This window comes from Roseburia sp. AF02-12, assembly GCF_003461765.1.
GTDB lineage: Bacteria > Bacillota > Clostridia > Lachnospirales > Lachnospiraceae > Roseburia_C > Roseburia_C amylophila.
Map to the genome: position 1 here is coordinate 486149 of NZ_QTXS01000001.1, position 11852 is coordinate 498000.

The 11852-nt window shown below is 41.0% G+C and carries 12 protein-coding genes and 1 other annotated feature; of the genes, 10 read left to right on the forward strand and 2 right to left on the reverse strand.

The window, feature by feature from the left end:
• Positions 1-8: 8 nt before the first annotated feature.
• Positions 9-800, forward strand: a complete 792-nt coding sequence (trpA, locus tag DV740_RS02300) for a tryptophan synthase subunit alpha (protein WP_118087401.1) — start codon at positions 9-11, stop codon at positions 798-800.
• Positions 801-814: 14 nt separating this feature from the next.
• Positions 815-1828 (forward strand): anthranilate phosphoribosyltransferase, encoded by a 1014-nt coding sequence (gene trpD / locus DV740_RS02305; RefSeq protein WP_118087402.1) that lies wholly within the window; start codon positions 815-817, stop codon positions 1826-1828.
• A 259-nt stretch (positions 1829-2087) separates the two neighbouring features.
• On the opposite strand, the gene DV740_RS14650 is transcribed toward trpD, so the two are convergent.
• The gene (locus DV740_RS14650; protein ID WP_147337963.1) at positions 2088-2282 is read right to left on the reverse strand and encodes a hypothetical protein; all 195 of its coding nucleotides are present in this window, start codon (positions 2280-2282) and stop codon (positions 2088-2090) included.
• A gap of 209 nt (positions 2283-2491) precedes the next feature.
• On the opposite strand from DV740_RS14650, the gene DV740_RS02310 reads away from it, so the two are divergent.
• On the forward strand, positions 2492-3031 hold the full coding sequence (locus tag DV740_RS02310) for a biotin transporter BioY (RefSeq protein WP_118087403.1): 540 nt from the start codon (positions 2492-2494) through the stop codon (positions 3029-3031).
• On the opposite strand, the gene sigG is transcribed toward DV740_RS02310, so the two are convergent.
• The gene (gene sigG, locus DV740_RS02315; protein ID WP_118087404.1) at positions 3010-3795 is read right to left on the reverse strand and encodes an RNA polymerase sporulation sigma factor SigG; all 786 of its coding nucleotides are present in this window, start codon (positions 3793-3795) and stop codon (positions 3010-3012) included. The genes DV740_RS02310 and sigG overlap by 22 nt on opposite strands.
• 174 nt (positions 3796-3969) lie before the next feature.
• Here sigG and DV740_RS02320 point away from each other — a divergent pair, with 174 nt between their 5' ends.
• From DV740_RS02320 to DV740_RS02350, 7 genes are all read left to right on the forward strand, one after another.
• Entirely contained in the window at positions 3970-4419 is a 450-nt protein-coding gene (locus DV740_RS02320; RefSeq protein ID WP_118087405.1) for a hypothetical protein, read from the forward strand.
• A gap of 65 nt (positions 4420-4484) precedes the next feature.
• A complete protein-coding gene (gene dapF, locus DV740_RS02325) occupies positions 4485-5333 on the forward strand; it encodes a diaminopimelate epimerase (RefSeq protein WP_118087406.1) in 849 nt (282 codons plus the stop codon).
• A gap of 67 nt (positions 5334-5400) precedes the next feature.
• Positions 5401-7170, forward strand: coding sequence for an arginine--tRNA ligase (argS, locus tag DV740_RS02330; protein ID WP_117946889.1), 1770 nt, complete (start codon positions 5401-5403; stop codon positions 7168-7170).
• A gap of 10 nt (positions 7171-7180) precedes the next feature.
• A complete protein-coding gene (locus DV740_RS02335) occupies positions 7181-7828 on the forward strand; it encodes an HAD family hydrolase (protein ID WP_117840986.1) in 648 nt (215 codons plus the stop codon).
• 113 nt (positions 7829-7941) lie between these two features.
• Positions 7942-8883 (forward strand): ABC transporter ATP-binding protein, encoded by a 942-nt coding sequence (locus DV740_RS02340; protein WP_117697135.1) that lies wholly within the window; start codon positions 7942-7944, stop codon positions 8881-8883.
• On the forward strand, positions 8883-10988 hold the full coding sequence (locus DV740_RS02345) for a Gldg family protein (protein WP_118087407.1): 2106 nt from the start codon (positions 8883-8885) through the stop codon (positions 10986-10988). The genes DV740_RS02340 and DV740_RS02345 overlap by 1 nt, the downstream gene beginning before the upstream one ends.
• Complete coding sequence (locus DV740_RS02350) at positions 10988-11551, forward strand: DUF4340 domain-containing protein (RefSeq protein WP_118087408.1); 564 nt, start codon at positions 10988-10990, stop codon at positions 11549-11551. The genes DV740_RS02345 and DV740_RS02350 overlap by 1 nt, the downstream gene beginning before the upstream one ends.
• A gap of 38 nt (positions 11552-11589) precedes the next feature.
• Positions 11590-11817 (forward strand) — a binding site (T-box leader).
• The last annotated feature ends 35 nt before the right edge of the window (positions 11818-11852 follow it).

The following is an 11852-nucleotide window of genomic DNA, read 5'->3' on the forward strand; positions in this document are numbered from 1 at the left end:
GGTGCAGCATGAACAGAATCGAAGAAAAATTAGCACAGTTAAAAGAACAGAACAAAAAAGCATTTATTACATATATGACAGCAGGAATGCCGGACTTTGATAAAATGCAGGAGATTATCCGCACACAGGAGCAGGCGGGGACAGACATCATCGAGCTTGGAATTCCATTTTCAGACCCGGTAGCAGACGGTCCGGTTATTCAGGATGCTTCCTATCATGCCATCTTAAAAGGTGTGAATTTAAAGAAAGTATTAGAAGCCATGAAAAAGCTTCGCAGTGCAAAAATTGAGATTCCAATTGTATTTATGATGTATTACAATACCATACTTCACTATGGTGTGGAAGCCTTTGTGGATGCATGTATTGAAAGCGGAGTAGACGGACTGATTATTCCGGATCTGCCATTAGAGGAACAGGATGAGATAAAGGAATTTTTACAGAAGGAAAATGCACCGATTCTTATCCAACTGGTATCTCCGGTTTCGAAAGACAGAATCCCTGAGATTTTAAAGGATGCAAGAGGATTTGTTTACTGCGTATCTTCCATGGGTGTAACCGGACAGGAAGCAACCTTCCATAAGAGTGTAATTGATTATCTTGGCAGTGTAAAAGAAGTATCAAAGATTCCTGTCATGATGGGCTTTGGTATCCGTACTGCAGAGGATGTTGCACCGATGAAGGATATTATCGATGGAGCGATTGTAGGCTCACATTTCATCAGGCTGATGGAAGAAAATGATTATGATTTACAGGCAATTGGAACTTATTGTGGCACATTTAAAAAAGAACTGAATCAGTAAAGGAGAAATTTACGATGAAAGAATATATTGAACTGGTTGCAGAAGGAAAAGATTTAACAGAAGAACAGGCAAAAGCAGCAATGGAAATCTTATTAAGCGGGGAAGCATCCCAGGCACAGATTGGTGCGTTTTTAATGGGACTTCGTATGAAAGGTGAGACCTTAGATGAATTAACCGGGTTTGCAGGAGTGCTCCGGGATAAGGCAGATACTATTTCACCGAAGGTTTCTAATTATGTGGATTTGGTTGGAACCGGTGGAGACTGTACTTATACTTTTAATGTGTCTACCACTTCTGCATTTGTCGTTGCAGCAGCCGGACTCCCGGTGGCAAAGCATGGCAATCGTTCCATTTCTTCAAAGAGCGGAGCCGGTGATGTATTAGAGGCACTGGGCGTAAATATTATGGCAGAGCCTGCAAAAGTAGAAGCCTGCGTGGAGAAAGCCGGAATCGGATTTATGTTTGCACAGCTCTTTAACAAATCCATGAAATATGTAGGTCAGGCAAGAAAGGAAATGGGTGTGCGTACTGTGTTCAATATTTTAGGACCTCTTGCCAATCCTTCCAGAGCAAAAAATATGGTGGTAGGTGTTTATGATGCAGCCCTGACAGAAAAAATTGCTCTTGCCATGAGCAGGCTTGGCGTTGAACGTGCCTTTGTAGTAAGTGGCAAAGACAATATGGATGAAATCACAACAACAACTGAGACCGTAATATCTGAAATCAAGGATGGAAAAGTAAATACATTTACCATAACACCGGAGCAGTTTGGTTTAAAACGTGCTTCCTTAGAAGAACTGCGTGGTGGCGATGGAACAGAAAACGCTGTTATCACAAAGAAAATTCTCTCCGGAGAAGAAAAAGGCGCAAAACGCGACATCGTATTACTGAATGCCGGTGTAACCCTGTATGTTGGTGGAGCAGCATCCACCATTGAAGATGGAATCGTCCTTGCAAAAGAAGCAATCGACAGTGGAAAAGCAGCAGGGAAGTTGACGGAGCTGGTGAAGGTATCAAACGAAGCGTAAAAACAGAAATAAATCTGCACCGTAAAAATGAAATGTTAACCTTTTACAAAATACAGGTTGACAATATAGACCAGAATACCCTATAATACCCTATGGATAAAATCTATAGGGTATTTTTAGGCGATTGTGAAAAGAAATACCAATATTACCAATAAAATATTCAGATATTCAAAGGACTATATTTTATCCGGCACCAGATGTCAGCAATTCTTAGCGGCATGTTTTCCTTGAATGCAGACTGTCTTTCCGTTGCTTTGACTTAGATAGCGGCACTGTCCGTTGAATACGGATGCAGCCGAACGTCTGCAAGGGGCACTAAGAATTTCGGAACATATATGGATTCGTCTGGCAACCGGCGCATATTCACATCCATGTTCAGATGCGCCTCGCTGGCACATCCCTGTGCCAGCGTTGCCGGGTGGCAGACGAAATTCCAAGTGCCCCTAACAGTCATTCTAATGCATCCGTACCTTCAACGGACAGCGCCGCTATCTTGTCAAACATTGGAAAGACTGTTTTCATAGCAAAAAGGAAAACATGCTGTTTAGAATTGCAGCATCTGGTGGCTTAAAAGATAGTCTTTTGAATAGCTGAAATTTTAGTGAATGATAGGGTATTTCCTTTCATAATCGCCTGAAAAAACACAATGATAGGAGCATTATTATGGAAAAAAGAAAAATAACAACACAGCAGATGGCACTGGTTGCTATCATGACAGCAATTACCTGTATCCTGGCACCATTTTCATTGCCGATTGGTCCGGTGCCGATTTCACTTACCAATCTGGTTATCTATTTCTCACTGTACCTGCTGGGATGGAAGCTTGGAACTTTAAGCTACGTCATTTACCTCCTGATTGGACTGGTTGGTGTACCGGTATTTTCGGGATTTTCCGCAGGACCGGCGAAACTTTTTGGCCCAACCGGTGGATATTTAATCGGATTTATCCCAATGGCAATCATTGCCGGTATTGTAATTGATAAATATACTGAGAAATGGCTCTTATGTCTGCTGGCAATGATTGTTGGAACGATTGTCTGCTATGCGTTAGGAACAGCATGGCTTGCTTATGAAGCAAAGATGGACATGATGGCAGCATTATGGGCTGGTGTAATTCCTTTTATTCCTGGTGACCTGGTAAAAATGGCACTGGCAATTTTAATTGCACCAAAAATCAGAGCTCAGGTATGCAGGGCAAGATAATTTTTCATAGTTTTTAGAGCAGTTTTTTCCAGACGGCTGACCTGAGCCTGGGAAATATGAATCTCATCAGCAATCTCCATCTGGGTTTTGCCTTCAAAGAACCGCAGCTTAACGATATGATTTTCTCTGTCGTTGAGCCGGTTCATTGCATCGGAGAGGGCAAGCCCTTCCACCCAGTTATCTTCTTTATTCTTTTTATCACTAATCTGATCCATCACATAGAGTGTATCACCACCATCCGTATAGACGGGGTCATAAAGACTGACCGGACTTTGAATGGCATCTAGGGCATAGACAATTTCTTCTTTGGTAAGCCCGGCTTCTTCTGCAATTTCCTGTAAAGTAGGCTCCTGCATGGAATTTTTCATCAGGATTTCTTTGGCATGAATGGCTTTATAGGCAGTATCCCGCAGGGAACGGCTGACACGGATGCTGTTATTATCCCGCAGATAACGGCGGATTTCGCCAATAATCATAGGGACGGCATAGGTGGAAAATTTTACTCCAAGTGTATCATCAAAATTGTCAATGGATTTAATCAGTCCGATGCATCCAATCTGAAAGAGGTCATCTATATTTTCCTGATTTCCGGAAAAACGTTTAATCACACTTAAGACCAGACGAAGATTTCCTTTGATATATGTTTCTCTTGCAGTCATATCCCCCTGTTTGATTCTGGCAAATAGAGCAGCCTTTTCTTCTTCCTTTAGGATTGGAAGCTTTGCGGTATTTACGCCGCAGATTTCAACTTTGTAGACGGACATGATGCGTACCTCCGGGTTAAAATGTTTTTGCAGCCATTGGCTGATACAGAAAGGATGTCCTTATTTACATAAAAATATGCCAGAAACAATAAAAATTTAATAATTTTTCATCTTGAAAAACGAATGGGTGAAAGCTATGATATACATAAAGAGAAAAAATGGAAGTGGAATAATATGCAGGATGCAATAGATAAGAGAGATGAAAGAGATCGAATTGCTCATAGTATTGTGAAACGCTGGAATGTTCATTACATGTCAGAAGAAGAGATTTTAGCAGCACGCAGGAAACAGCAGGATGAACAGCGGGCACAGGAGATTCTTGATCGTCTTGCAAGAGTGGCTGCAGAGGAAGAAGAAAAAAAGCAGCGTGAGATTGATGCGGCAGTAAGGCGGCAGATTGAGGAAGAAAGAGCACGTTTACAGAAAAAAGAAGCAGCTGAAATGATTTCAGATGATAAGTTATCTGCTATTTTAGGAGAAAAGAGTCCTGAACGAAAAGAAACACCGCAGGCAGCGGAAGTGTCACAGGAGGTGGAAACACCGCAGGCAGCGGAGAAACAGACAGACAGTGGAGAACAAGTGTCTGAGGTTATAGAAGCGGCCGGTGAAACAGTGCAGGAATAAGCCGGGTTCTAATGGACAATATTTCATTCATATACTGTAATAAGAAGTGAAACTGGAGCATAAGTATGGATGATGCATTGCTGTTACAGAAGTATCATGGATTAGGAAATGATTATCTTGTACTTGACCCGAATAAAAATAAGATACATTTGTTGGAACGTCATATTGTAAAGCTGTGCAGAAGAAATATCGGCGCAGGAGCTGATGGCATTTTATATGGACCGATATGGCAGGAAGAGAAGCTTTATGTAAAGATATTTAACCCGGATGGAAGTGAAGCAGAACGCAGCGGAAATGGTGTGCGGATTTTTGCAAAATATTTATTAGATGCCGGATATATCAGACACAGACCGTTTAGCCTTTATACCAAGGCGGGCGAAGTAAGGATTGATTTTTTAAATGAAGATGGAAGTCTTATGAAAGTAAATATGGGAATACCACAATTTACCGGAGGGGTACTTGCTTATGTAGGTACGCCTCCGGAAATTATAAACAGGCCTCTGGTTTTTCATGACCATCCTTACCGGGCAACCTGTGTTTCCATGGGAAATCCGAACTGCGTGATTCATTTAGATGAAATCAGTAAAGAAAAGGCAATGGAATTAGGACCTTATGTGGAAAATGCATCTTATTTTCCAAACCGGATTAATATGCAGCTTTGTAAAGTAATGGATAGAGGTCATATCCGGGTGGAAATCTATGAGCGGGGAGCCGGATATACCTTAGCTTCCGGAACCGGAGCCTGTGCAGCAGCGGCAGCATCCCATAAGCTGGGACTGGTGGATGACAGAATTGAAGTCACGATGCCGGGTGGGCAGTTACTGATAGAAATCGGAGAGGATGGCAGCGTGTTCCTTACCGGAGAGGTGCAGAAAATCGGAACAATTCTGATGGCAGAACACTTTCTGGCGTAGTTGACAACTGCTTGCCTTTGAGTATAAAATGGAAAAATAGAATGCTCAGAAAGGAACATGAGAAAGAATGAGAAAGATACTGGATTTAATAACAGATGAGATGGTGAAAGCATTTGAAGCAGCCGGACTTGATGCAAAATATGCAAAAGTAACTGTTTCAAACAGACCGGACTTATGTGAATATCAGTGCAACGGCGCTATGGCTGCTGCAAAAGAATATAAGAAAGCACCGATTATGATTGCGGAGGAAGTAGTAGCACAGCTTAAGGATAACGCAATGTTTGAATCCGTAGAAGCAGTAAAACCTGGCTTTCTTAACTTAAAGCTGAATAATGAATTTGTGGCTTCCTATATCAGTAAGATGCAGGAGGATACAGAGCGTTTAGGCTGTGATAAGGTGGAACATCCAAAGACCATCATGATTGACTATGGCGGACCAAACGTTGCAAAACCACTTCATGTAGGACATTTACGTTCCGCTATTATCGGTGAAAGCATCAAACGTATTGGTAAATTCATGGGACACAATATGATTGGTGATGTGCATCTGGGAGACTGGGGTCTTCAGATGGGACTGATTATTACTGAGTTAAAGCTCCGTAAACCGGAACTTTGCTATTTTGATGAAAATTATGAGGGAGAATATCCGGTTGAGCCTCCATTTACCATTTCCGAGCTGGAAGAAATTTATCCGACAGCCAGCGGAAAATCCAAAGAGGATGCAGCTTATAAAGAAGCTGCCATGCAGGCAACCTATGAACTGCAGCATGGAAGAAGAGGCTATCAGGCATTACTTTCCCATATTTTAAATGTATCTGTAACGGATTTAAAGAAGAATTATGCTAATTTAAATGTATCTTTTGAATTATGGAAGGGTGAGTCTGACGCACAGCCATATATCCCGGACATGGTACAGAAGATGAAGGATGACGGTTATGCATATATCAGTGATGGTGCACTGGTAGTAGATGTCAAAGAAGAGACTGATACGAAAGAGATCCCGCCATGTATGATTTTAAAATCCGATGGGGCCTCTCTTTATAACACAACAGACCTTGCGACGATTGTATGGCGTATGAAAGACTATCATCCGGATAAAATTATCTATGTAGTGGATAAACGTCAGGAGCTGTATTTTACACAGGTGTTCCGTTGTGCCAGAAAGACACATCTTGTGGATGATGATACAGAGCTTCAGTTTTTAGGTTTTGGTACCATGAATGGAAAAGACGGAAAACCATTTAAGACCAGAGAGGGTGGTGTCATGCGGTTAGAGACACTGCTTTCCAGCATCAATGATGAGATGTACCGCAAGATTACAGAGAACCGTACGGTAGAAGAAGCGGAAGCAAAGGCAACCGCAAAAGTAGTTGCACTTTCTGCAGTAAAATACGGAGACCTTTCCAATCAGGCTTCCAAGGATTATATTTTTGATATCGACCGTTTTACTTCATTTGAAGGAAATACAGGCCCATATATTCTTTATACGATTGTCCGGATCAAATCCATTTTGAACAAATATAAAGAAGCAGGAAAAGAAGCAGGAACAGCAGCAATTCTTCCGGCACATTCCGAAAGCGAGAAGGCATTGATGTTAGAGCTGACCCGTTTCAATGCCATGATGGAAAATGCCTACGAAGAGACAGCACCACATAAGGTATGTTCTTATATCTATGACCTGGCAAATGCATTGAATCATTTTTATCATGAGACAAAGATTATGGCAGAAGAAGACGAGGCAGTGCAGGCTTCCTATGTTCGTTTATTAACACTGACCAGGCGGACATTAGAGGTTTGTATCGATGTATTAGGTTTCTCTGCACCAGACAGAATGTAAAGGAAAATATATGATTGACAATAGAATGGGTGCCATCTTTGATTTAGATGGCACTCTTTTAGACTCCATGGGAGTATGGCGGAAAATTGATGAGGATTTTCTTGGAAAAAGAGGATTTATAGTGCCGGATGATTATCTGGTAGCAATTACTTCAAAGAACTTTGATGCGGCAGCAGAATATACCAAAGAGCGTTTTAATCTGCCGGAGTCCGAAGAAGAGATTATCAAAGAATGGTTTGATATGGCAATTGAAGCTTATACCAATGAAGTAAAGTTGAAAGCCGGTGTTATAGATTATCTGAAGCAATTAAAGGCAGAAGGAATTAAGATTGCAGCAGCAACTTCTTCCGATGAGAGGCTGTTTCGTCCCTGTCTTACCCATTGCGGCATCATGGAATATTTTGATGCATTTACAGTGACGCAGGAAGTGAAGCGGGGAAAGGGATTCCCGGATGTGTACCAGCTTGCTGCAGAAAAGCTTTCTTTGAAACCAAAGCAGTGTGTGGTATATGAAGATATTTTAAAAGGTGTGGAAGGTGCAAAGATGGATGATTTCTATGTGGTAGGTGTGGAAGATATCCATTCCTCCTATGAGAAAAATGAAATCATGCAGCTATCTGACCGCTATATCCTAAGCTTTGAAGAATTATTAGATTAATTCCGTCACACAAAAAACACAGTTTGACCGCATTTTTATCACAAAATCATCGTCTTTTTAACACAACTTTCTCATAAACTTTCTGAGGTAAGATGTTATAAGGAGGAAGAGATGTGATAGAGATTAGTCATTTGACGAAAAAATACGGGACGCATGTAGCGGTAGATGATTTGAATCTTACTATTGAGCCGGGAAGAATTTATGGCTTCTTAGGACCGAATGGCGCAGGCAAATCAACTACAATGAACATGATTACCGGATATCTGGGGGTAACAGAGGGAACTATTAAAATCAATGGATTTGATATTTTGGCACAGCCGGAGGAAGCAAAGAAATGTATTGGCTATTTGCCAGAGCTGCCACCTTTATACATGGATATGACGGTAGAAGAATATCTTTTGTTTGCAGCAGAACTTAAGAAGATTCCAAAGGAGAACCGGAAACCATATGTAGAAGATGCCATGGCAACCACAAAGATTACTGATATGAAAGGCAGACTGATTAAAAATCTGTCCAAAGGATACCGGCAGAGAGTCGGACTGGCACAGGCAATTTTAGGTTATCCGGAAGTTATTATCTTAGATGAGCCTACAGTAGGCTTAGACCCGAAACAGATTATTGAAATCCGTGATTTGATTCAGAGTCTTGGCAAGAAGCATACTGTAATTTTAAGTTCCCATATCCTTTCGGAAGTCCGGGCAGTATGTGATTACATATTTATTATTTCCCATGGAAAATTAGTTGCATCGGAAGAAACAGAAGAACTGGTAGAGCGGATGTCCGGTGGACAGGTAATCGAGCTTAAATTAAAAGCTGAAGAAGAAAAAGTAAAAGAAGTTTTTGCAGATGCAGAACATATTACTGCAGTAGAGACGAAAGAACTGCCGGAGGATGGAGTTACTGAGGTGACTGTAACGGCAGAAAAAAATAAAGATGTCAGAGAAGAGATTTTTCATATTTGCGCAGAAAGTGATATGCCGATTTTGGAAATGATAAATGGTGGTAAATCACTGGAAGATATCTTTCTTGAACTTACTTCAAAGGAGGAAGAATAATGCGTGCAATATGGAAAAGAGAATTAAAATCTTATTTTCAGACGGTGACAGGATGGCTTTTTATTGCAGCAACACTGGCACTGTTTGGCCTTTATTTTTATGTATACAATATGTATTATGGTTCGACAGATATCAGCAGTACTTTATCAGCAGTAACGTTTCTGTTTCTGGTTACTGTGCCGATTCTTACGATGCGTACCCTGGCAGAGGAGCGGAAGAATAAGACAGACCAGCTGATTTTAACTTCGCCGGTATCAGTAGAAAAAGTGGTTCTGGCAAAATATCTCGCCACCGGAACCGTATTTACCATCAGTGTAGCGGTTATGTGTCTGGCACCGTTAATTATGTCAGCATATGGAAGTGTTGCTTTTGCAAAGAGCTATGTGGGAGTACTGGGTTTCTGGTTATATGGTATGACCTGTATTGCCATTGGAACCTTTGTATCTTCACTGACAGAAAGTATTGTAATTTCTGCAGTATTAACCTTTGTATTTCTCTTTGTGGGATATCTGATGACCGGAATTACCAATCTGATTTCACAGAATGGAAATATGATTACAAAGATTTTAGGCTGTTATGATTTGACAAAACACATGGATATGCTGATGCAGGGAATTCTTGATGTATCAGGCATCGTATATTATATTTCCATGATTATCCTGTTTTTGTTCCTGACGGTACAGTCCATACAGAAGCGTCGCTGGAGTATGAGCAGTAAGAAATTAAAGCTTGGCGTATTCAGTTCTGCCATGGTTGTGATCGGAATCGTGGTTACAGTTGCAGTAAACCTTGTAGTAAATGCATTGCCATCTTCCATTACGTCTATTGATTTGACAGCACAGAAGATGTATTCCATTTCTGATGATACAAAAGAGATTCTTCATAATCTGGATGAGGATGTCACAATTTATGTTCTGGAAGCGGAAGGAAATATGGATGATACTCTTGCAACGACATTAAAGCGTTATGAAGGCGAATCTTCCCATATTTCGGTAGAATATAAAGACCCCTCCGTTTATCCGAATTTTTACCGGGATTATACGGATGATACATCTATCACCAGAAAGAGTCTGATTGTAGAAAGCAGTAAACGTTCCAAAGTAATTAATTACAGTAATATTTATGAAACCAGTATAGATTACAGTACCTATAGCAGCCAGACTACAGGCTATGATGGAGAGGGACAGCTTACCAGTGCCATTTCCTATGTCACATCCGATGAAATGCCGGTTATGTACGAACTGCAGGGACATGGTGAGACAGCATTGAACGGTAATTTTAAAGATGCTGTTGAGAAAGCAAATGTCACTTTAAACAGCCTCAACCTGATGCAGGCAGACAGCATTCCGGAAGATGCACAGGCACTTATTATCAATGGACCGACCTCTGATTTTTCATCCGATGATGCGTCAAAAGTAATTGATTATATCAATAAAGGTGGAAAACTTTTTGTAACGCTATCTTATACAGATGCTGATATGAGTAATTTTTATTCGGTTTTAAATGAGTTTGGCATTACTGCAGTAGATGGAATGGTGATGGAGAGCAATACCGGTTCTTATTATCAGGCACCATATTATCTTTTGCCAAATGTAGAAAGCGGTGCACTGACTTCCGGTGTGGATGGCTATGTATTTACACCGTATGCAGTAGGTCTTACCTATAATACCGATACCGAAAATGTAACCTATACACCTTTACTTACCACTTCGGATGCAGCGTACAGTAAGACAGATGCTACAAGTTCCTTAGAGCAGACGGAGGATGATATTGCAGGACCGTTTACGGTAGGATTAAAGGCGGAAAAAACCATGGATGATACAAGCGCAGATATTCTTGTATATTCTTCCATGAGTATGTTTACGGATGATGCAGACAGTATGGTATCCGGAAATAATTTATCCGTATTTTCAAAATCCATTGCAAGCTATATTCCGGAAGACAGCGGTTCAGCAGTTGTGATTCCGGTCAAAGAATATGACAGCAGTACCCTGACCGTACCGGCTTCGGTTGTCATTGCATCAGCTGTAATCGGCATTGCAGTAATTCCGTTATTGCTTCTTGCAATCGGTATCGTAATCTGGATGAGAAGGAGAAAGAAGTAATGAAGAAACAGAAAAAACAGTTGATTGCTTTATGCATCCTGCTTCTTATCTGCATTGTGGCATGGGTTGGCCTGACGAAGTGGAATAAGAGCCAGGAACAGAAAAAACAGGAAGAGGAAGAAGCTTCAAAAGTAACGGTGACAGATGTTAACACAGAAGATGTAAATGCATTTTCTTATCAATATAATAATGAGACACTGTCTTTTGTAAAAGAAGATGATACATGGTATTATGAGGCAGATAAAAGCATTTCTTTAGACCAGGATACTATGGAAACATTGATTGCCACCACAGCACAACTTACGGCAGAGCAGGAAATCAAGGATTATGAGGACTTATCAGAGTATGGACTTGAAACGCCGTCAAATACCATTACACTGACGACAGGGGATGGAACAACAACACTTCTGATCGGAAATAAAAATGACATGCTGAGCCAGTATTATGTAAAGACGGATCAGTCTGACAGTATTTATCTGGCAGGAAGTGCAGTATATACCACTTATCAGAAAGGAATCGCAGATTTGACTGCAGCAGAAAGCACAACCGAAATTGCGGAATAAAAGGATTGACAAGTAAAATATCCGTTGGTAAAATATATGAGAAAGTGTGGAAGAGAAATAGTAATCATTGGAAGCCTTCAGAGAGAAAACGGCAGGTGAGAGTTTTTGACGGAAGATGATGAACCAGTCTTGGAGCTGCATATCCAAGCAGAAGTGAAGGTATGTCGGGTTCTCCCGTTACAGAGAGAAGGCATAAGAAGATGTGCCGGAGTGCAGGAGCAGTCCTGAATTTAGGTGGTACCACGGATGAAACATTCGCCCTAAGCTAAATCATAGCTTAGGGCTTTTATATTGCTTTAAG

Coding starts and splice junctions, on each gene's coding strand:
- argS (WP_117946889.1), top strand. CDS start 5,401: ATGAGAAAGATACTGGATTTAATAACAGATGAGATGGTGAAAGCATTT.
- dapF (WP_118087406.1), top strand. CDS start 4,485: ATGGATGATGCATTGCTGTTACAGAAGTATCATGGATTAGGAAATGAT.
- DV740_RS14650 (WP_147337963.1), bottom strand. CDS start 2,282: ATGACTGTTAGGGGCACTTGGAATTTCGTCTGCCACCCGGCAACGCTG.
- sigG (WP_118087404.1), bottom strand. CDS start 3,795: ATGTCCGTCTACAAAGTTGAAATCTGCGGCGTAAATACCGCAAAGCTT.
- DV740_RS02345 (WP_118087407.1), top strand. CDS start 8,883: ATGCGTGCAATATGGAAAAGAGAATTAAAATCTTATTTTCAGACGGTG.
- DV740_RS02350 (WP_118087408.1), top strand. CDS start 10,988: ATGAAGAAACAGAAAAAACAGTTGATTGCTTTATGCATCCTGCTTCTT.
- DV740_RS02310 (WP_118087403.1), top strand. CDS start 2,492: ATGGAAAAAAGAAAAATAACAACACAGCAGATGGCACTGGTTGCTATC.
- trpA (WP_118087401.1), top strand. CDS start 9: ATGAACAGAATCGAAGAAAAATTAGCACAGTTAAAAGAACAGAACAAA.
- trpD (WP_118087402.1), top strand. CDS start 815: ATGAAAGAATATATTGAACTGGTTGCAGAAGGAAAAGATTTAACAGAA.
- DV740_RS02320 (WP_118087405.1), top strand. CDS start 3,970: ATGCAGGATGCAATAGATAAGAGAGATGAAAGAGATCGAATTGCTCAT.
- DV740_RS02335 (WP_117840986.1), top strand. CDS start 7,181: ATGATTGACAATAGAATGGGTGCCATCTTTGATTTAGATGGCACTCTT.